The following is a 19966-nucleotide window of genomic DNA, read 5'->3' as shown; positions in this document are numbered from 1 at the left end:
TGGACGCCAGGCACGCCGGCTGGCTCTGCGACAATTCCGCCATGACCGATGAATCACCGATCAACACAGTCCACAAACGCGTTTGCCAGTCCTTCCTCCGTCATTGGAAGGCCCATAACAATGCCTACCCCAAGCTCATCAAACTGCCGCCAGAAGAACTGCGGCAGTTCAATCATGTCAACTCTTTCGGCAAGCCCAATGAGTTGTGGGGAGTCCCAATTGAAATCGACACCAGCACCACGGGAGTGATGATTGCGGTCGATGGGACGGAAATGCCTTTGATCGAAGGTTACTGAGAACTTCTCTTCTACGTTCCTTCGCTCAGGAGGACTGTGGCAGATGAGAGCTTTTCAATTTGCCGTGACTGGTGTTGCCGCTGCAGTGCCGGTCGGCTACGCTATCGAGCCAGCGGTTCGGCAAGCCAGCCTTGATAGCAGGCAAGCAATGCCGGTGGAGGCGCTCGGTACCCATCCTGTCTTCTCCGTCATGCCAATGAAGGCACATGCCGCTTCGCCTGACGTTGAAGCTCGCGACGACGTCAGCACCAGGCTGGGTGCGTACTGCCGCGAAACGACTTTCCTTGGCAACTGCGCCGATAGCGACGATGTTGTCTGACGCAACCTCTTTTCCATCCAAGACGGGCGAGTCATCGAGTAAGTGCTGTCGGGCCAATGCATGGCCGGTGATTCAACAAGGCCGCAGCAGCACTATCAAAACCTGCTGCGTGGATCCTGAATGAAGCCCCATCGTGCACTCACTGCTCAGGTCGAAATCATTCGATCGCCCCTAGCCACCAAGGGCACCAACGATCTCGATCAGCACCCGGTCCACAACACCCGGCCTTTCAGCGGATTTACTTTGGCATCTCGCTTTTTGGCTAGATCACCAAGCTCGCTGGCCAGTCCTCTGCCCCTGGTAGATGAGTCCTTAATTCCAGTGAGGACGATCAAGAAATGCTGGAGGTAAGGATGTGTGAGCAATCCAAATGTCAGACCAAACCTTACAAGCCCTTCAAATGCTTGAATTTATATTTGCTCGACTGCAGTCGTATTGCAGAGGGTAGCAATAGCTTTTCAGCCATCAACTGAAGCGATTTTCACACCGTCACAGAGCGATCAACCAACAAGGAGTTAGCGCTATGAGCAAGCCAGCGGTCATACTTGTGCACGGCTTTTGGGGCGGCGCAGCCCATTGGGCCAAGGTTATCCTTGAGCTCAAGAGTCTGGGCTACGAGGACATACGGGCGGTAGAGAATCCTCTGACTTCTCTTGCCGATGACGCCGAACGCACCCGCAAAATGATCGCTCAGGTCGGCGGTCCGGTCGTGTTAGTTGGACACTCTTATGGAGGCGCAGTCATCAGCGAGGCAGGCAACCACCCGAATGTGGCAGCGCTCGTCTTCGTCGCGGCATTTGCTCCTGATAAGGGTGAGAGTCCCGGTGGCATCACTCAAAAGCACTTGCCTGTGGCTGCCCCGAACCTGGTTCCTGACAGTGATGGCTATCTGTGGCTGAAGCCAGACAAGTTCCACGAAAGTTTTTGCCAGGATCTTTCGTCAGACGATGGGTTCGTCATGGCGGCAACCCAGAAGGCACCTCTGGCAAGCACCTTTGGAGATACCGTCAGCGAGCCTGCCTGGAAACACAAGCCTTGCTGGTATCAGGTGTCTAGCCAGGACCACATGATTGCCCCTGAGAACCAGGTTTGGATGTCCGGCCGCATGAACCCAAAAAAGGTTCTCACACTGGATGCTAGCCACGCCTCTCTCGCCTCTCATCCCGCCGAAATCGCCAAGCTGATTCAGGAAGCTGCTACATCGACTGTCTGAAGACATTTCATTCAGAGGGAACGTCGTCACAGGAACAATCTACGCGGACATCTCATTCGAGAACACAAGACCGCTGGAGCCCGCATCACATGCTCGAGCCCGCTCGTGAAATTCACGGCCTGGTTGCACTCTGGTCGTCGCGACTTCTAAACGGCACCCCTTTTTCAATCGGCACTACACAAGCCCGTCACTGAGCGGGCTTTTTGCGCTCTGAAGCCCCCAATGCTCAAGAACATGGGCATTGAGCGCATTGCCATGGACTGGCTGGGCGATCCACAGGTGCAGGAGGAGGCTCCACAACAGGCAGTCTTTGCCGACAGCGGCTCCACGCAGAAGCCCTCGGGGGTTGTCCATCTTCGCGACCGTTTGGCAATCAAAGCCAGGAAGCCAGCATGACTTCAATATTCGACCGTATTTTTTCAAGCGTCTCCTTAAAGCGCTTGCCCTCCTCGGCCAACTTATCGTAATCAGACTCTTGCTTGCTCCTTAGGGCCGCGAGATGCAGATCTAATTTAGCGCGCTGCCTCATGGCTTGATCCAAAAGCCTCTCAGCTTCTACTTGATCGGCAGCGTTCGCGCTCATTTTCTGCGCACGCTTCATCAACACATCGATATGGACCAGGTCCGCTTCAGACTCGCGGATATGTCTTTCAGCCATCTGTTCGATCGTTTCCATGGCGACCTCCTAGCCAGGGACCATCGCGTGAAGAGTCCTGTCAACTTGGCTGATATTCCGACTCTCCCGGAACACACCCATCAAATCGGCCATCCCCTCGCAGTCGCCCTGACCTGTAAGGTACCGCATCTGCCCAGCCCACAACAAGTGTGCGCCATCTCACACTATGAGCCCAATGAGCAATACCGCCTGGGCTGCAATCCTCAGCTCCAGCAACCTCCAACTTTTCAATCTGCACAGTCCGCCACAAAGCGGACTTTTGCTTTCTGGAGTCCCATGCTTACACCTCAATTTGAGCTGATACTGTCTGCCAAGCTGATGACTGACCTATTTACCAGCGGCTGTGCTTGGGAGTCTCCAACGAGGATGGAGCACTGCGCAGGTTGAATAGCGAGTCCAGCTATTTTCAAAATAGCTGCGACGACATCCCGCTCCACACCAGTGCAGAGGAGGCGAAGGTGAGTGCCATCCGCGAGGATGGTCGAGGTGAAACCAAGCGCACAGGCATCCTTGTGTATGACGTCGCCAATATCGATGGCAAGCTGACAGTGCGCAGAAACTGAGCCAAGCGCAGGCCTGAACACTAGCGCCATTCAATCTGGCAACGCTCCGCCGTCATATCAGATCGCCTAGCGAGATGACAATCCCAAACGAGCAGTTGCCTGCGAATATGGATTTGACATAGCCAGAACTCATCAACCCAGACAGGAGCCATCAAAAGTGCAACTGTATCCAATGTGCAACCTTCTGCCGGACTGCAATTGGATCGTACTTTTTCCGTTCAAAGTTATCAGCGAGAGCTTGGACGTCTCTCAAAGCGACAGCACGTTGATTGGACTGCTCCTGTGTCAGATTCTGTCCACGTGAACCAAAGACACGGGCCTCAATTTCCTCGTGTTCTTCCAGCAGAAATGCGAACTCGTGAAGTTTCTGCTCAAGCGTCCAGTTCTGCCCATGCCCTCTATCGAGATCTTGCTGGATTAATCGGCACATTTCGAGGAGCTCAATGTGCTGAGCATCCAATAGAGGGTCCTTTACGCTCATGACGGAAGACCAGCGAGGGATGGAAGTCACGGCCTCTCTCCTTTGCTTTTGTCGAGATGCGATTGTCGCAAGAGGCAGCGGCAAAGCTTGTGTGTGGATGTTTCCAGTCGCACACCATGGCGCCGCAACCTGCTCTGAGACAATCACGTCATGGCCGATGAATCACTGATCCACACCGTCCACAAGCGCGTTTGCCAGTCTTTCCAGAGGCGCTGGAAATGCGCACAACAACACCAACCCGAGCTCATCAAACTGCCACTGGATAAATTAAGGCAGTTCAATCACGTCAACTCCTTCGGCAAGCCCAATGAGTTGTGGGCAGTCCCAATTGAAATCGACACCAACACCACGGGAGTGATGATTGCGGCCAATGGGACGGGAATGCCTCTGATTGAAGACTACTGAGGGAGCGCGCGGCCTTGGCGCCTCCTGTGCTGAGTTCCTTCATGCCGGGGGACTGAAATAGATGGGATTTGAGCGTTTTACGATACAGCTATCACTGCTTGCGGCGTCATCTCATGCTCGACTATGCTGCGAGTAGTAGCTAAGGCTGCAGTCCTATCAAGTGGAGTAGCCTTGCTCGGATCGAGGGGTTGAGACTTATGCAGCTGAGTTGGGCCGGTGTTGATCATTGGGTAGTCTCCTTAGGCTGTGGTCTGCTTATTGGTCTCGTGAGCGAGCGTCGCGGGAGTGAGCGAGAGAGCATCGCTGGAACTCGTACCCATGCCATAGCAGCGTTGCTTGGTTGCGCGGCGTGGTGGTTAGGCGTGCTGCCCTTTGCTGCAGTACTTCTGTTGGTCGGGGCACTGACCGTTGCAGCCTACTGGCAATCAGCCCCCAGTGACCCAGGCCTGACCAGTGAAGTGACTCTACTTTTTTCGTTAACTCTGGGCGCCCTATCGCACAAGAGCCCTACCTTGACTGCCGCTCTGGGCATTCTTTGCGCCTTACTGGTGCATTCAAAAGGACCAATACAGCGCTGGAGTCGTGAGTTACTCAGAGAGAATGAATTGAGGAATGGCCTTCTGTTGGCCGCTGCAGCACTGGTCGTGATGCCACTTCTGCCGCAAGCGCCCGTAGATCCATGGGGTGTGCTTAGCCTCGCAGCCCTTTGGAAAGTGGTCGTGCTGTTCATGGCTGTAGGTATGTTGGGCCACATACTGACTCGAGTGCTCGGCCCGCACTGGGGTCTGCCTGTGACCGGATTCTTTTCCGGATTCGTGTCATCTACCGCGGCTGTCGCCAGCCTTGGAAACCTGGCCAAGTCAGACAAGCAACAGCAAGCGCAGGCTTTTGGCTGCGCCATGTTGGCTCAGTTGGCCTCGTTATGCCTGTTCATAGCAATTCTCTCGGCAACATCCATGGCGCTGATGCTGTCCATGGCACTTCCTCTACTCGTTGCCGCACTCTGCCTTGTGCTGGCTGCAGCCACAGGGTTGCTGAACCGACAAAAAACAGCCACGCAAACTGAATTTGAGACCGAACGGGTATTCAAGCTTTCAACGGCATTGCTGATTGCCGGCACCATCGCGCTGATGTTGGTTCTCGGCGCCTGGCTTCAACATGTCTTTGGCAACACCGGCGTGCTGGTCGCGGCAGCATTTGCTGCTTTGGCCGAACTCCATGCCGCTGCTGCCAGCTTGGGACAGCTTTTTGCGTCAGGTAGTTTGCCCTTGCCCACCGCCCAGTGGGGATTGGTTGTAATTCTTGCTTCCAGCGCAATCGCCAAATCCGTACTGGCGTTCGCCGTCGGAGGGCTTAAATACGGAACGCGAATCAGCCTGGGACTGGCCTCCATGGTGACTGGAGCAGGCCTGTCACTGCTATGGATTGGCTAATGCGGACTGTTCATCAACAAATTGGTGCGCGATGATTGCGGCTGGCATGAAGAAGATGCCCTTGATGGAAGGCTATTGAGAAGACTCCGGCGCGCCCTCCCTGCAACAGGTGAGAACATGCAAAAAGCCCGCCGCAGCGGGCCTGTTTGCAGGATGTGAAGGAACTGCTAGCGCTTCATCTGATCACAGGTACTTTTTTGTTTTGCCGGGGTCATGGTGCCCCATTTCTTCTTGAAGTCGGCAGCGTAAGCCGCGTACATCTTGTCGTAGCTGGCGGAAGCAACACCAAGATCCTTGATGGCCGCATCGCGTTGCTTGATGCGGCCAGCCTCCACATCCGGGGCACTCATATGCCCACAAGCCAAAGCGAGCTCATTCATGTTCGCGGCCATATTGATGGTTCCTGAAGCTATGGCTGCCTTTGCCTCATCGGCATGTGCAGAAAAAGCCGTGCCTGCGGACATCAATGTGGCCAAGATCATCAGTGCTGCTTTCATGAGCATTTATCTCCTTTGAGTGTGAGCAAGGATCGTACTGACTTCATCGCGCGCCGCTACCCCTCTCTAGAGGGGATGTGGTGACATCTGCGTCCTGACTTTTCATTGGTACGCAGAGGAAAGACCCAATGAGATCAAACTGCTCTACAACTGATACCGGGCATGTGACCGTGAGCACCGGGGACTTGGGACTGGCGACCTCTTGACGCAATCAGTCCAGCCATCGCAAACCCGACTGCGCAAGCAGCGCCAGCCACTGAGCGAGATCAGGAGTGCAAACCAGAGTCTTGCTTGCAGGCCTCCGGTTTGGATAGAGTGAGTCGATGACACGCATCAACACCACCGAGATAGGGAGCGGAATGGCTACAGAGTCGAACGCATAGAGCAAGCCCTGGGCGCGCCAGCGCAATGTGCATGGGCCTGACGGCGTGCTGCTGATCGAGGTTGCTGAGTGCCCCAGAAGGCAGAAGCTCTGCACGACCTCGGCTTCATCGATTAACCCATGCCGCCCTGAGCGATTTTTTTGCCAGCCACCCTCGAGGTGGCTTTTGCTTGTGCTCTTTAAGGGCTTTTAAAAGCGTAACGTGGTCAACATGCGAGTCATCTTGACTTGCTGCTTTAGACGGAGGTCTATATGTTTGCACACCTTCTGTACGAGAGATACCTCGCGTTCTGGCGTGACATGTGGTCGGTCATCCTTGAGCCCATCTCAGAACTCCCGCCTGCTCCATCAAGCTTCGATCAAGAGCCGTCAACAAAGCAAGAAGCGGCACCGGCCAAGCCTCAGGCACCTGATGCCAACGACAGGACCTGATGAAGGAATTCTGAGATCAAGCGAACTGCTTTCGCTCTCTGCGATAGACCGGAGGTCTATATGTCAATCAGCCGCATCCCATCGTCGTTCTTGAAAGCGTGGAAAACAGCCAAGCGAGTTTTCGCCAGGGGAGAAAATTTCCCCACCCCATCCAATGTGGAGCAGTGCGGACCTCCTGAGAAAGACAAGAGAAGGAAAGACAAGAGGCAATCGCGCATGCGCCATGGCTATCGATACTGGTAGCCGAAGTGCTCAGCCGACCTATAGGCGCCGATTTCATTTTTAACAGCCACCTTCACAGGTGGCTTTTTTGCCCTGAATGCAAGGCCATACGGCCTGACTACTCAAGCAGGTACGGGACTCAGGAATTCGCCTGGGCTGCGGCCTATTGGAAGCGCGGCGCAGCTTCCGCGTCGTGAGCGAAAGTGGTCATGCCAGATGGCGCAGCACCTTTTATTAGCCCATGTGTGCAAACTTGTTGCTGGACCCCTGTCTGGCGAAACGCTGCGTCATCAACCTCCCCCCTCACTTCACAGTGCGCTCACCCCGCCAGTCGGGGCCTTTTTATTCAGCGCCACAGCCCCTATGGTCAGTACTGCGACCTCCAACGGTCATCCGGCCGTCTGTCGGGCCGGTTGGGTCGCGAGCCTCGGTCGTTATCCCAGCGCCCCTGTTCGTAGTCATCGCGTCCCCCACGATCGTGGTCGTAGTGACCTCCGTGGCCGTGACCATAGTACCCATCGTACGGAGCAACGATACATCCACCAAGTGATGCAGCAACAGCCACAACAGCAGCCAGAACGGACAAATTCTTCATGGCAACTCCTTGTTAGTTGTTGCCTCCAGTCTAGGACTCGTAGTCAGACCACCCTGTAAACAAATATTCCCGCTCCCGTCATCAGTCACAGCTCTTTATTCAAGCCCGCAGCAACCGCTCGATGGCCATCTATTCGACATCATGAGCATTGGCTCGGGGCACCGTGTGTCGCTCTGAGAAGTGCCTAGAGTGCATCCCACAACTCAATGACACCAACCAGGTGAATCAGCCCAATCACCAGACATATGCCAGATGACACCAGCCAGAAAGTCTGCGTGTTGGCAGGAAACACCGGCTTGAGAAAAGGGAACGCAACCGCCCGCCCCAGATACACGACACAGATAGCTGTGAGCGCAAGCTTGGTGAGCGGTAGATGCTCAATGACGCCAGCTCCAGCCAATGCATAGCCAGCCCACAGGAACAGAATCATTGCGATGCAGATCGTTATCAGCGCTGGCTGAGATCTTCCCTCCTGGGCAGCGCGGACCATCCGATTGCTCGCCCCCATCACTCGGTATGCGGGAGCGCCAATTGCAATGCACGCCAGGTGTGCTAGCGCGGCAAACGCGCTCATAGCGCCGCCAACGACTAGCGCGATCGATCCCAGACTCGACATAGCTTTCCCGTTTATTGCGATGACTTGTCAGCATATCAAACCGACTTTTCCCATCGGCCAACGCAGCGCCGGCGGCACCATGACAACCTGATCGCCCAGTCGCCACGAAAGCGCCTCCTCTCAACTGAAGCCCGCAGCACCCGCTCGCGGGCTTTATCTTTGGAGACTCAATGCAGCCACAACATTGACTGGCTCCGAAAGCACAGCAGTAACGAGTTCTATTTATTTTCAGAAATGAGTATCGACTGCGTCTACTTCTACAAAGTCAAATCCGGATGACATGGATCAGGCATTGGGCATTGCAATGACTTGTGATGACCCAAACCAAGATGTATGAATAGCTGCCAAAGGCTTTCGCTTTGCGATCGAGGAGCAGGCAACGCTAAACCGTTTCGATCTTTGATCGAGGAGGCGATGGTCAGATGTTCGCGAATAACGACCTCATCCTGGTTCTGACGCCGTCGCTGGCGATTATGGCTCTTGCAGCCATATTGATCGTTGCCTGGCTTGTCCAACGACCCCAACGATTTCTGCTTTGGCAAGCTTGCGCCTATTCACTCACTGCTCCGGCTCTCGGAGCACAGACTCTGCTTTCTCCGCAGGAGCTGAATCGCTACGCACTACTGATCGGCAGCTGTTATCTGCTGAGCGCGTGGTGTCTTGCCAAAAGCTGGGCTCAGAGATGGTGTGTATCGACCCAACCACGAGTTGCATTGCTTATCGCCACAGCCACCCTGGCTGCTCTCTACCAATTCAGCCAGGTCGAGCCAAATGTCTGGGCCCGGGTGAGTTCTTTCAGCGTTGGCTCCAGCCTTGTTTTGCTGCTCCCCATCTTGCAGGTCCACTCAAAGAAAAACTCATATGACTGGCTCGACAAATCGCTGCTCTGGCTGAGCATCATCTTCACCGCCTATACCTTCACGCGACCCGCTTTGATCTGGCTGCTGGGATACACGGATCTACGGGCCCTGCCAAGGTCGCCCTATTGGATCCTGACGCTGCTGAGCATTCTGAATTTCTCGCTGCTCTTCACCGTGGTGATGAGCGCGATTGCCGTGAAGGAAACAGTCGGCAAGCTGCGCAAGGAACGCGACATTGATGCTTTGACGCAGATCCTGAATCGCCGGTCTTTTCAAGAGCATGCCCAGAAGCGTCTCACCGACATGAGACGCTATCCCATGGCAGTGCTGGCCTGCGACATAGACCACTTCAAACGCATCAACGATGCCTGGGGACACGAGCGAGGCGACATGGTGCTGCAACTGGTTTCCTCGACTCTGCAGAACAATGTGCGAGAGCACGACCTGGTTGCTCGGTTCGGTGGTGAGGAGTTTGTGCTGCTATTGGCCGACATAACGCTGGGAGATGCAGAGCTCATTGCCCAGCGAATCCAGCGTGACCTCGGGTCAAAAAATACCGTTCTTCCGACGGGCCCGAAATTGACCATGAGCTTTGGGATTTCATTGATCACCAAGTCATTCCAGTTTGAGCAAGCCATGAAGGAAGCCGATCAACTCCTCTACCAAGCCAAGAATGCTGGGCGTGATCGGGTTCATGTATCAGGGGTTTTCTATCCGGATATATCTGTAGAGACTCATCGGCTGTGGAGCAGACCTGCAGCTTGAAAATTAGCTGCGTATTCATCACCCTCGGCCGCTGCGGAAAACGTGAAGTACCGAAGGCCTATCGAGCACGCACTTTTCTTGAACGTGAATTGCCAGGAGCCGTTGGAAAACTACTTCTTGCCTGCCATGCCTACCACCTGAAAAGACGCGCCATGCAAATCCGTGCAAAGCTGGCAGACAACGATTTTCGGTTGGTAGAGGCGGCTTGTGGCGGCTATTTTGGTTGGTAGAGAGGGCAAAGAAAAAGGGCTTAGATCGCTCTAAGCCCTTGATTTCTTTAGTTTTTTAGTGGTGGGTCCTGACGGTCTCGAACCGCCGACCTACTCCGTGTAAAGGAGCCGCTCTACCAACTGAGCTAAGGACCCACTAAAACTGGGTGTCAGTTCAGAGCATCTTTCAATGCTTTGCCCGGACGGAATTTAGGCACCTTGGCCGCTTTGATCTTGATGGAATCGCCGGTGCGGGGATTACGACCGGTGCGAGCTGCACGCTTGCCAACAGCAAATGTGCCAAAACCAACAAGCGATACTGTACCACCTTTTTTCAGTGTTTTCTTCACTGCGTCGATCGTGGAGTCCAGTGCACGCGCAGCTGCGGCCTTGGAAATATCGGCGTTGTTAGCGATGTGCTCAATCAGTTCGGTTTTATTCACAAGATGCCTCTCGAGAAATAAGTGAATGGAATGTCTCTGCAAACGCAAGTCTTGCGTAACAAGAAACCAGTCGCGATGAAGACGGAAGCCAGCCTATCAGTTTTTGCGTATGGGCAAGCCCATTTTTACCTGAAGCCGCTGACATTTTTGACGCCAACTCGCGCTGCGCATTCCAGCGACAGAACCAGATTCTATGCGGTTTTTGAGCGGGTTCGGCCATCCACAGCGGCTTTTTTCAAGCTTCTTCCGTGTCGGCTTCACCGATTGACAACAATTGACAAAATCTGCAGTCCGATCAAGTCACGCGAGGCAGCGCTGCAAAGTCTTTTTGCCGCTTCGAAAACAGCCCACCAAATAGCAAAAAAGCGCTTGATGAACAAGCGCTTTCAGAGAGCTCCACTTCGGATGTCAGAGCCTGGCACGAATTTCGGGCAATGCCTTTTGCAGGTAGTAGACCATGGACCAGACGGTCAGCACCGCTGCAATCCAGATCAGCCACTGTCCCCAGACGCCGGTATCGATCACCCCGAACGCCACTCCGTCATAGAGCAGAAAGGGAATGGCCACCATCTGGGCCATGGTCTTGGCCTTGCCGATCATGTGCACGGCCACGCTCTTGCTGGCACCGATCTGAGCCATCCATTCACGCAGTGCCGAGATGGCGATCTCGCGTCCGATGATGATCAGCGCCACGAACACATCGGCGCGTTGCAGATGAACCAGTACCAGCAGCGATGCACAGACCAGGAATTTGTCGGCAACGGGATCTAGAAAAGCACCGAATGCCGATGTCTGATTGAGCTTGCGCGCCAGATAGCCGTCAAACCAGTCGGTGGCGGCAAACACGATGAACATCACGGTGGCGATGAGATTGCGGGTCGCCTGATCCAGCGGCGCGTAAAACACCCCCACGATGAGCGGAATCGCCACGATCCGCGTAAGGGTCAGCACAGTAGGGATGGTGAAGAACATGGGTGTCATTGTGTCACGAGCACGCAGCGCTAGCGCGGATTCGTGCTTGCGCAGCCTGCATCAATGCAGTGCCTTGTAGATTTCTTCGGCCAGCGTTGCGGAAATGCCCTCCACGGTCATCAGATCGTCCACGCTGGCATCGGCCACGCCGCGCACGCCGCCAAAGCGCTGCAGCAATCGCGCCCGTTTCTTGGGCCCCACGCCGGCAATGTCTTCCAGACTGCTGCTGCCCGTGCGCACCTTGGCGCGGGCCGCGCGCATGCCGGTGATGGCGAAGCGGTGCGCCTCGTCGCGAATCTGCGCCACCAGCATCAGCGCCGCCGAGTCATGACCCAGGTAGACCTTGTCGCGTCCGTCGGCAAACACCAGCTCTTCCAGGCCGACCTTGCGGCCCTCGCCTTTTTCCACGCCCACGATGCGCGACAGATCGAGGCCCAGTTCCGTGAATACCTCGCGCGCCATGCTGACCTGGCCCTTGCCGCCGTCAACCAGCACCAGATCGGGCAAATGCGGCTGCTTGCCGCTCAGCTCGACGCCGCCCGCCTCGCGCTGCGCCTCGGCCACGGGTTTGTAGCGCCGCGTGAGCACCTGGCGCATGGCCGCATAGTCGTCGCCGCCGGTGATGCCTTCGATATTGAAGCGGCGGTAGTCGCTGCTCTGCATCTTGTGGTGATGGAACACCACGCAGGACGCCTTGGTGCTTTCGCCGCTGGTGTGCGAGATATCGAAGCATTCGATGGTCAGCTCGTCGAGATTCTCGACCGGCAGGTCCAGCGCCTCGGCCAGGGCGCGCGTGCGCGCCTGTTGCGAGCCTTCTTCGGCCAGCAGGCGGGCCAGCTGGATGTCGGCATTTTTCTGCGCCATCTCCAGCCAGATGCGGCGCTGCTCGCGCGGCTGCTGAACCACGGTGATGCGCACGCCGGTCTGCTCGGTCAGCAACTCCACCAGCCGCTTCTCCACGGGATGGCTGACGACAAGCGTGGGCGGCACGGCAACGCCCACATAGTGCTGGGCGATAAAGGCCTCCAGCACCAGCTCCTCCACGGGCCGCGCTTCGGCTGCGGCGTCCACCTCTTCCTCGCTGGAGTAGACCGACGCGGCATCGCCCAGATTCGCCGGAAAGTAAGGCCGGTCACCCAGGTGGCGGCCGCCGCGCACCATGGCCAGATTCACGCAGGCGCGGCCGCCCTGCACGCGCACGGCCAGGATGTCCACATCCTTGTCGTCCGTGGTTTCGATCGCCTGCTGGTGCAGCACGCGCGACAAGGCCGTGAGCTGGTTGCGCACCTCGGCCGCCTGCTCGAACTCCAGCCTGTCGGAATGCGCCATCATGCGCGCTTCGAGCTGCTGCAGCAGCTCGCTGGTTTCGCCGCGCAGCATGGCCTCGGCATTGCGCACATCCAGCGCATAGGCCTCGGGCGATATCAGGTCCACGCAGGGGCCGGTGCAGCGCTTGATCTGATAGAGCAGACAGGGGCGGCTGCGGTTGGCAAACACCGTGTCTTCGCAGGTACGCAGCCGAAAGACTTTCTGCAGCAGCTGAATGCTTTCCTTGACCGCCCAGGCACTGGGATAGGGGCCGAAGTAGCGGTGCTTCTTGTCCACGGCGCCGCGGTAGTAGGCAATGCGCGGGAACTCCTGAAACGCAGGTTCGCCCTCCTTGCCGTCACGGTGGGCCACACCGGTGATCTTGAGATAGGGATAGCTTTTGTCGTCCCTGAACAGGATGTTGTACTTGGGGTACAGCGTCTTGATGAGGTTGTTTTCCAGCAGCAGCGCCTCGGCTTCGGAGCGCACCACCGTAGTCTCCAGCCGCGCGATCTTGCTGACCATATGGCCTATGCGCGTGCCGCCATGGTCCTTCTGGAAATAGCTGGAAACGCGGCGCTTGAGGTTGATGGCCTTGCCCACATAGAGCAGGACACCGGCAGCATCGAAATAGCGATAGACGCCGGGCAATGGCGGCAGCGCGGCCACCTGGGCCAGCAATTCGGCGGAATGCGTGGAAGACATGGGCGCTATTGTCTGCGCATGTGGACGAATCCGGCAGCAAGCGGCTCAAACGACCGGGCAACGTTCTGCATATCAATAAAAGGAGCTTCCATCGCTTGATGAGATTGAATTTCAGATACTTTTCAATCTGAGATCCTTATCAATCAAACGGTAGCAGCTCCTTTTTTAGATCCAAGGGATTTGGGGCAATCCCTGCGCCCTGCAGCTTACTCGGCTTCGATTTTGGACGACTTCACCACTTGCGCCCAGTTGCCATATTCGGTCTTGACCATGGCCGCCAGTTGCTGCGGGTTCATATAGTCTGCCGTGGCGCCCTGCTCTTCGGCCTTTTTCCTGAAGGCGGGGTCCTCCACCACCTTCTTGATATCGGCAGCAAGCTTGTCGATCACGGGCTGTGGCGTGGCCTTGGGCGCAAACACGGCAAACCAGGACGTGGCGTTCACGCCCGGGTAGCCGGCTTCCGCCGTGGTGGGAACATTGGGCAGGCTGGGCAGGCGCTGCTTGCCCGTCACGGCCAGCACGCGCAGCTTGCCGCTTTGCACATGCGGCATGAAGGGAGGCGCGGTGCCGAAGGTCAGGTCCACCTGGCCGCCCAGCAAGTCCTGCAGCGCCGGGCCCGTGCCCTTGTAGGGCACGTGCACCATCTTCACGCCGGCCTGCTGCTCCAGCATTGCGCCCGTCACATGCTGCAACGAGCCGTTGCCCGACGAGGCGTAGTTGAGCTTGCCGGGATTGGCCTTGGTGTAGCTCACCAGCTCGGCCAGCGTCTTCACGGGCAGCTCGGAGCGCACCACGATGATCTGCGGCGCCGACAGCACATTGGCCACAGGGGCAAAGTCGCTTTGTTCCCAGCTTCGGGCCTTGGTCAGATGCGGGGAGATGACGTGGTAGCCGGAGTACTGCATCAGCAGCGTGTAGCCGTCGGCATCGGCACGCTTGACCAGATTGGCTGCAATGGCGCCGTTGCCGCCGCCCTTGTTGTCCACCACCACCGATTGCCCCATCACCGGCGCCAGCGCCTGTGCGGCCATGCGACCGGCAAGATCGGTGGTGCCACCCGCGGCGGCGGGCACGATCATCAGCACGGTTTTGCTGGGATAGCTGCCCTGGGCCATGGCCGGGGCGCTGGCAAGGCCGACCGCGGCAGCGGCCGTCGCAAGCATGAAATGAAGGCGTTGACGTTGAACAGTCATGTTTGTCTCCTGATTGGAATGGGGACTTGCGCCAACAAGGGTGGGCAGCGGGTATCTGTATTGGCCAGACACCATGCCTGATCCGAATTTGCGCAAGCCGTGGGGCGGTAAACCGCGTCAGCTCCTTCCCCCGAAAGAGCCGATGCAGTGGGGGCGAAAGCAGTCTCAGGCCCTGGCCTGGGCGCGTTCCTTGATCTCGGAAAAATCCGCTGGCGGCTGGTGCAGATCCCAGCGCGTGCCGGCCTTGACGATCTGGCTGGGCGTCTCGTGACCAATCAGTGCCGGCAGGCTGCGAGCAGCGGCCACGATGCGGGCCAGGTCTGTGCCTGTGTCATAGCCCATGAGCTGCAGCGCATGCACGATCTCTTCCGTGCAGGCATTGCCTGAGGCGCCCGGTGCATAGGGACAGCCGCCCAGACCGCCAATCGAGGCGTCGAAGCGATCCGCACCCGCAGCTATGGAGGCCAGCACATTGGCCAGCGCCATGCCGCGCGTATTGTGGAAATGCAGGGTCAGGCCCAGCTGCGGCCAGCGCGCCTTGAAGGCCAGAACCATGGAATGCACCTGGCTCGGATAGGCCATGCCCGTGGTGTCGCACAGCGTGATGCCCTGCACACCCAGATCGGCAAAGCGCTGCACCCAGTCCAGCACTTCGGCCTCGGCCACATCGCCCTCCATGGGGCAGCCGAAGCAGCAGGACAGCGACACATTGACGGGCGTTGCCGCCTGCTGCGCCGTGGCGATCACCTGCCTGAGCGCCTCGAAGGACTGGCTGCGCTGCATGCGCAGATTGCAAAGGTTGTGCGTCTCGCTGACCGACATCACCAGATTGAGCTCGTCGGTCCGTGCATCGATGGCACGCTCCGCGCCGCGCACATTGGGCACCAGGGCCGTGTAGACCGTGCCCGGTCGGCGCACGATCTCGCGCATCACGATCTCGCCGTCGCGCAGGGCCGGGATGGCCTTGGGCGAGACAAAGGCCGTGACTTCGATCTTGGACAGGCCAGCCTCAGACAGCGCATTGACCAGCGCGATCTTGTCCTCGGTGGGCACAAAGGCCTGCTCCATCTGCAGGCCGTCGCGCGTGCCGACTTCGTTCATATGGATACGGCGACCCGCGCCATTCCAGACATTTGGCGTGCTCATTGGATGATGCCTTTCTCGCGCAGCCGGGCGACCTGCTCGGCGCTCAGACCAATTTCAGCCAGCACGGCATCGGTGTCGTCACCCACATGGGGGGCGCTGCTGCGCACCGTGCCCGGCGTCAGCGAAAGCTTGGGCACCACGCCCGGCACCTGAAGCTCGAAACCATCGCGGGTGCGCTGGGTCAGGATCATCTCGCGCGCCCGGTAATGCGGATCCTCGGCAATATCCTTAGCCGTGTAGACCTTGCCGGCCGGCACGCGTGCCGCGCCCAGCTCGTCCATCACCGTCTGCACGCTGCGCGCCTGCGTCCAGGCGCCAATCGCGGCATCGATCTCGGCCACGCGCCGGACGCGGCCCGCGTTGTCGGCCAGGTCGGGCGCATCGGCCAGATCCTGGCGACCGATGGCCGTCATGAGTCGCTTGAAGATGGAGTCACCATTACCCGCCACCAGCACCCAGCCATCCTGGCAGGGGTAGGCATTCGAGGGCGCAATGCCCGGCAGCGCACTGCCGGCGGCCTCGCGCACGGCGCCAAAGGCGCTGTACTCAGGGATCAGGCTCTCCATGATGTTGAACACGGCCTCATGCAGGGCCACGTCAATCACCTGGCCGGGGCCGCCGTTCACCTTGCGGTGGTACAGCGCCATCATCACGCCGATCACGCCGTGCAGGGCCGCCAGCGTATCGCCGATCGACACGCCCACGCGCACCGGCACCCGGCCCGGCTCGGCCGTCAGATGGCGCAGCCCGCCCATGGCCTCGCCGATCACACCAAAGCCCGGCAGATCGCGATAGGGGCCGGTCTGGCCGTAGCCAGAGATGCGCAGAATCACCAGCCCGGGGTTGATGGCGTGCAGCTCCTCGGGCGACATGCCCCAGCCCTCCAGCGTGCCGGGACGGAAGTTCTCGACCAGCACATCGGCTTCGGCAATGAGCTGACGCGCCACGGCCTGCGCCTCCTGCTGGCGCAGATCGAGTGCAACCGAGCGCTTGTTGCGCGACTGCACCTGCCACCAGACGGAGGTGCCTTCCTTGATCAGACGCCAGTTGCGCAGCGGGTCGCCCGCACCGGGCGCCTCGATCTTGATGACATCGGCACCAAACTCGCCCAGGGTCTTGCCGCAGAAGGGACCGGCAATCAGCTGGCCCATTTCCACCACTTTCACCCCTTCCAGCGCGCGCGGCGTGGCAGTCTGTGTGGCAGGGTCGTAGATATTCATCGTCGTCATGCGTTTGTCTCTTGTTTGTCTCTTGTTTGTCTCTTGTTTGTCTCTTGTTTGTCTCTCGCTACCTGTCTTGCTGTGCTGCTTTGCGTTGACCAACACCACGCAAAGCGGCTTTTCAATCATCTTGCCCTTGAAGAACAGTCCTGCAAAACGCTGAAATGCGAAGCTGCCATCGCATTTGGGCATAGCCAGGCGGGATAATGCAGTCCTCATGAAACTGGACCCGATCACCCTGCGCCTGTTTGTGGCCGTGATGGAGGAAAACGCCATCGCGCGTGCCGCAGCACGCGAGCACATCGCCCCCTCGGCCGCCAGCCGCCGCCTGGCCGAGCTGGAGGATCAGCTGCAGCTTGAGCTGTTCACACGCAGCAATCGGGGCAGCCAGCCCACGGCCGCCGCCTACGCCCTGCTGAACATGGCGCGTGGCGTGCTCAACGAGCTGGACGGCATCGCCACGCAGATGAAGGACTATGCCCAGGGTGGCGAGCAAGGCCTGCGCGGTCATGTGCGGGTGATGGCCAATATTTCCAGCATCACCCAGTTTCTGCCGGCCCAGCTGCAGAGCTTTCTGAGCCGGCACCCACTGGTGGACGTGAGGCTGCAGGAGCGCGTGAGCACCGATATCGCGCGAGCCGTGGCCGACAACGAAGCCGATATCGGCCTGCTCAACAACGGCAGCTACGGCAGCAAGATCAGCCTGCGTCCCTATCGCAGGGACCGGCTGGCCGTGGTCATGCCTCGATCGCATCCGCTGGCCGGCGAGCACAGACTGCGCCTGGAGCAGGTCCTCGAGCATGATCTGATCGGCATGCATGCCGACAGCGCGCTCAACCATCTCATCACCCGCTCTGCCGCCGACCAGGGCCTGCAGCCGCGTCTGCGCATGAAGGTGACGGGCTACGACGCCCTGTGCCTGATGGTGGCCGCCGGCCTGGGCGTGGGCATTCTCCCCGAGGGCAGCGCCCATATCTACATGGGCGCACTGCCCTTGCGCTGCATCCGCCTGGACGAAGTCTGGGCCGAGCGCCAGCTCATGCTCTGCGTACGCTCCCAGGACGCACTCTCGAGCGTCGCGCAACTGCTGGTCGAGCACCTGTGCCAGAGCGCCTCAACCCATCAAGACTGAACCCATGCCCGAATTCGCACCATTGCCCCTATCCGCCAGCACGCCACCGCATCCATCGCTGTGCTGGGACATCTTCTGCCAGGTCATAGACAACTTTGGCGACGTGGGGGTGTGCTGGCGCACGGCCGCAGAACTGGCCGCACGCGGCCAGCAGGTACGCCTGTGGATGGACGATGCCAGCGCCCTGCAATGGATGGCTCCTCAGCCCTGGCCGCCCGGCCTGAGCGTCCATGCCTGGCCCGCGCAGGCTGCTGACATCCCTGCGTCGATTGGCGATGTGGTCATCGAGGCCTTCGGCTGCGAGATTCCCGCAGCATTCGTGAGCGCCATTGCAGACAAGGCGTCGAAGAGCAAGCCCCCGGTCTGGATCAATCTCGAATATCTCTCGGCCGAAGACTATGTGGAGCGCTGCCATCGCCTGCCCTCACGCATCATGAGCGGCCCCGCGTCCGGGCTGACACGCTGGTTCTTCTACCCCGGCTTTACGGCGGCAACCGGCTCACTGGTACGCGAGCAGAACCTGGCCGAGCGCCAGCAGGCCTTCATGGCCCAACGCGACTCGTGGCGCCGCGCACAAGGCATTAAGCACGGCGAATGTGCCGTCTCGCTGTTTTGCTACGAGCCCGCCGCCCTGCCCCAGTTGCTCGCGCAGCTCTCGGACAAGCAGGCGCTCAATGCGAGGCTGCTGGTGACCCCCGGACGCGCCACGACGGCCGTGCAGGCGCTGCCCCAAGCGCAGCAGATGCAGCCGCTCTATCTGCCAGCCCGCCCTCAGGCCCGGTTCGACGAAATGCTCTGGGCCTGCGACCTGAATCTGGTGCGTGGCGAGGATTCCCTGGTACGTGCGCTCTGGGCCGGCCAGCCCATGGTCTGGCAGATCTACCCTCAGCATGACAACGCCCACCACGACAAGCTGAACGCTTTTCTGGACTGGCTCCAGGCCCCGGACAGCCTCAGGCGCTTTCACCACACCTGGAATGGCATGACCGCACCGCAAACATTGCCTTTGCTCAACCGACAAATGCTGGACGAATGGGCCTGCTGCATCAGGGCTGCACGCGCCAGATTGATGGAGCAAACCGAACTGATTGAGCAGCTTCAAGCTTTTGTCGCCGAAAAAAGCTAAAATCCACGTTTTGCCTCTCTGAGGGCAGTCGCAGCCGGTATGCCGAGCGATCTTGCTTTCGGGGTCGCGCCCCGCCGCGGTACATGCGGCAGGCCCCGCCGCCGCACCTTTGATGCGTTGCTTTCTCCAGCGACCATTGCGAACAGCTTGCCTGCCGTGTAGAGCGGCTCCAACCTTTCAAACGCAAGCAAGCCATGAAAATCGCTCAAGAAATCCGCGCAGGCAATGTGATCATGTTCGGCAAGGACCCCATGATCGTTCTGAAGACCGAATACGCTCGTGGCGGCCGTGGCGCTGCTACCGTGCGCATGAAGCTCAAGAGCCTGATCGGCAACTTCGGCACGGAAAACGTGTTCAAGGCCGACGACAAGATCGACAACGTGATCCTGGACAAGAAGGATTGCACCTACTCCTACTTCGCCGACCCCATGTACGTGTGGATGGACGAAGAGTTCAACCAGTACGAAGTCGAAGCCGAAAACATGGCTGACGCACTGAACTACCTGGAAGACGGCATGACTGCCGAAGTGGTGTTCTATGACGGCAAGGCCATCTCCGTCGAGCTGCCCACCACCATCGTGCGCGAAATCACCTGGACCGAGCCCGCCGTCAAGGGCGACACCTCCGGCAAGGTTCTGAAGCCCGCCAAGATCGCTACCGGCTTCGAAGTGGCCGTGCCCCTGTTCGTGTCCCAGGAAGACAAGATCGAAATCGACACCCGCACCGGCGAATACCGCAAGCGCGTGTAATGTGGCGG

At 58.6% G+C, this 19966-nt stretch carries 22 protein-coding genes and 1 tRNA gene; 12 read left to right on the top strand and 11 right to left on the bottom strand.

Annotated elements, in window-relative coordinates:
- Positions 1 to 41 precede the first annotated feature (41 nt).
- The 4 genes from DFO48_RS00585 to DFO48_RS25240 all read left to right on the top strand — a co-directional run bounded on the left by DFO48_RS00585 (position 42) and on the right by DFO48_RS25240 (position 2224).
- Positions 42 to 296, top strand: a complete 255-nt coding sequence (locus DFO48_RS00585; protein WP_034350069.1) for a hypothetical protein — start codon at positions 42 to 44, stop codon at positions 294 to 296.
- A gap of 43 nt (positions 297 to 339) precedes the next feature.
- Positions 340 to 615 (top strand): hypothetical protein, encoded by a 276-nt coding sequence (locus tag DFO48_RS00580; protein ID WP_114862229.1) that lies wholly within the window; start codon positions 340 to 342, stop codon positions 613 to 615.
- Positions 616 to 1138: 523 nt separating this feature from the next.
- The gene (locus DFO48_RS00575) at positions 1139 to 1828 is read left to right on the top strand and encodes an alpha/beta hydrolase (protein ID WP_003080731.1); all 690 of its coding nucleotides are present in this window, start codon (positions 1139 to 1141) and stop codon (positions 1826 to 1828) included.
- A 222-nt stretch (positions 1829 to 2050) separates the two neighbouring features.
- Positions 2051 to 2224: a hypothetical protein gene (locus tag DFO48_RS25240; RefSeq protein ID WP_158545649.1), complete on the top strand. Its 174-nt coding sequence runs from the start codon at positions 2051 to 2053 to the stop codon at positions 2222 to 2224.
- On the opposite strand, the gene DFO48_RS00570 is transcribed toward DFO48_RS25240, so the two are convergent.
- Positions 2202 to 2504 carry a hypothetical protein gene (locus DFO48_RS00570; RefSeq protein WP_003080736.1) on the bottom strand — a complete coding sequence of 101 codons (303 nt, stop codon included), beginning with the start codon at positions 2502 to 2504 and terminating at the stop codon, positions 2202 to 2204. The genes DFO48_RS25240 and DFO48_RS00570 overlap by 23 nt on opposite strands.
- A gap of 347 nt (positions 2505 to 2851) precedes the next feature.
- On the opposite strand from DFO48_RS00570, the gene DFO48_RS00565 reads away from it, so the two are divergent.
- Positions 2852 to 3067, top strand: a complete 216-nt coding sequence (locus DFO48_RS00565) for a hypothetical protein (RefSeq protein WP_147282719.1) — start codon at positions 2852 to 2854, stop codon at positions 3065 to 3067.
- 151 nt (positions 3068 to 3218) lie between these two features.
- Here DFO48_RS00565 and DFO48_RS00560 read toward each other — a convergent pair whose 3' ends face one another.
- Positions 3219 to 3578, bottom strand: coding sequence for a hypothetical protein (locus tag DFO48_RS00560; RefSeq protein WP_147282718.1), 360 nt, complete (start codon positions 3576 to 3578; stop codon positions 3219 to 3221).
- Between the two features lie 120 nt (positions 3579 to 3698).
- Here DFO48_RS00560 and DFO48_RS00555 point away from each other — a divergent pair, with 120 nt between their 5' ends.
- Together DFO48_RS00555 and DFO48_RS00550 are read left to right on the top strand one after the other, a co-directional pair.
- Positions 3699 to 3953, top strand: a complete 255-nt coding sequence (locus DFO48_RS00555; protein ID WP_114862226.1) for a hypothetical protein — start codon at positions 3699 to 3701, stop codon at positions 3951 to 3953.
- 512 nt (positions 3954 to 4465) lie between these two features.
- Positions 4466 to 5386, top strand: a complete 921-nt coding sequence (locus DFO48_RS00550; protein ID WP_233506256.1) for a DUF4010 domain-containing protein — start codon at positions 4466 to 4468, stop codon at positions 5384 to 5386.
- Positions 5387 to 5553: 167 nt separating this feature from the next.
- Here DFO48_RS00550 and DFO48_RS00545 read toward each other — a convergent pair whose 3' ends face one another.
- Positions 5554 to 5883: a hypothetical protein gene (locus DFO48_RS00545; protein WP_114862224.1), complete on the bottom strand. Its 330-nt coding sequence runs from the start codon at positions 5881 to 5883 to the stop codon at positions 5554 to 5556.
- A 1815-nt stretch (positions 5884 to 7698) separates the two neighbouring features.
- Entirely contained in the window at positions 7699 to 7944 is a 246-nt protein-coding gene (locus tag DFO48_RS25530; RefSeq protein WP_233506255.1) for a hypothetical protein, read from the bottom strand.
- Between the two features lie 608 nt (positions 7945 to 8552).
- On the opposite strand from DFO48_RS25530, the gene DFO48_RS00525 reads away from it, so the two are divergent.
- Both DFO48_RS00525 and DFO48_RS25085 read left to right on the top strand, forming a co-directional pair.
- Complete coding sequence (locus DFO48_RS00525) at positions 8553 to 9755, top strand: diguanylate cyclase (protein ID WP_114862220.1); 1203 nt, start codon at positions 8553 to 8555, stop codon at positions 9753 to 9755.
- Positions 9752 to 9985 (top strand): hypothetical protein, encoded by a 234-nt coding sequence (locus tag DFO48_RS25085; RefSeq protein WP_147282717.1) that lies wholly within the window; start codon positions 9752 to 9754, stop codon positions 9983 to 9985. The genes DFO48_RS00525 and DFO48_RS25085 overlap by 4 nt, the downstream gene beginning before the upstream one ends.
- A gap of 59 nt (positions 9986 to 10044) precedes the next feature.
- Here DFO48_RS25085 and DFO48_RS00520 read toward each other — a convergent pair.
- From DFO48_RS00520 to DFO48_RS00490, 7 genes are all read right to left on the bottom strand, one after another.
- Positions 10045 to 10120, bottom strand: a tRNA-Val gene (locus tag DFO48_RS00520).
- A 14-nt stretch (positions 10121 to 10134) separates the two neighbouring features.
- On the bottom strand, positions 10135 to 10407 hold the full coding sequence (locus DFO48_RS00515) for an HU family DNA-binding protein (protein WP_003056615.1): 273 nt from the start codon (positions 10405 to 10407) through the stop codon (positions 10135 to 10137).
- 408 nt (positions 10408 to 10815) lie between these two features.
- Complete coding sequence (gene pgsA, locus DFO48_RS00510) at positions 10816 to 11379, bottom strand: CDP-diacylglycerol--glycerol-3-phosphate 3-phosphatidyltransferase (RefSeq protein ID WP_003066269.1); 564 nt, start codon at positions 11377 to 11379, stop codon at positions 10816 to 10818.
- Positions 11380 to 11439: 60 nt separating this feature from the next.
- Positions 11440 to 13392: an excinuclease ABC subunit UvrC gene (gene uvrC, locus DFO48_RS00505; RefSeq protein WP_114862219.1), complete on the bottom strand. Its 1953-nt coding sequence runs from the start codon at positions 13390 to 13392 to the stop codon at positions 11440 to 11442.
- Between the two features lie 206 nt (positions 13393 to 13598).
- Positions 13599 to 14585, bottom strand: coding sequence for a tripartite tricarboxylate transporter substrate binding protein (locus DFO48_RS00500; RefSeq protein WP_114862218.1), 987 nt, complete (start codon positions 14583 to 14585; stop codon positions 13599 to 13601).
- Positions 14586 to 14750: 165 nt separating this feature from the next.
- On the bottom strand, positions 14751 to 15731 hold the full coding sequence (locus tag DFO48_RS00495) for a hydroxymethylglutaryl-CoA lyase (RefSeq protein ID WP_114862217.1): 981 nt from the start codon (positions 15729 to 15731) through the stop codon (positions 14751 to 14753).
- Entirely contained in the window at positions 15728 to 16960 is a 1233-nt protein-coding gene (locus DFO48_RS00490; RefSeq protein WP_114862669.1) for a CaiB/BaiF CoA-transferase family protein, read from the bottom strand. Before DFO48_RS00490 ends, DFO48_RS00495 begins: the two co-directional genes overlap by 4 nt.
- 208 nt (positions 16961 to 17168) lie before the next feature.
- On the opposite strand from DFO48_RS00490, the gene DFO48_RS00485 reads away from it, so the two are divergent.
- The 3 genes from DFO48_RS00485 (at position 17169) to efp (ending at position 19958) form a co-directional block, all read left to right on the top strand.
- Positions 17169 to 18083 carry a LysR family transcriptional regulator gene (locus tag DFO48_RS00485; RefSeq protein ID WP_114862216.1) on the top strand — a complete coding sequence of 305 codons (915 nt, stop codon included), beginning with the start codon at positions 17169 to 17171 and terminating at the stop codon, positions 18081 to 18083.
- Between the two features lie 4 nt (positions 18084 to 18087).
- Positions 18088 to 19209, top strand: a complete 1122-nt coding sequence (gene earP, locus DFO48_RS00480; protein ID WP_114862215.1) for an elongation factor P maturation arginine rhamnosyltransferase EarP — start codon at positions 18088 to 18090, stop codon at positions 19207 to 19209.
- Between the two features lie 194 nt (positions 19210 to 19403).
- Positions 19404 to 19958, top strand: coding sequence for an elongation factor P (gene efp / locus DFO48_RS00475; protein ID WP_003056627.1), 555 nt, complete (start codon positions 19404 to 19406; stop codon positions 19956 to 19958).
- Positions 19959 to 19966: the final 8 nt, after the last annotated feature.

The organism is Comamonas sp. AG1104 (genome assembly GCF_003350425.1).
Classification (GTDB): Bacteria; Pseudomonadota; Gammaproteobacteria; order Burkholderiales; family Burkholderiaceae_C; genus Comamonas; species Comamonas testosteroni.
The sequence above is the reverse complement of the archived record's forward strand: the minus strand, read 5'-3'. Positions and strand labels throughout refer to the sequence as shown.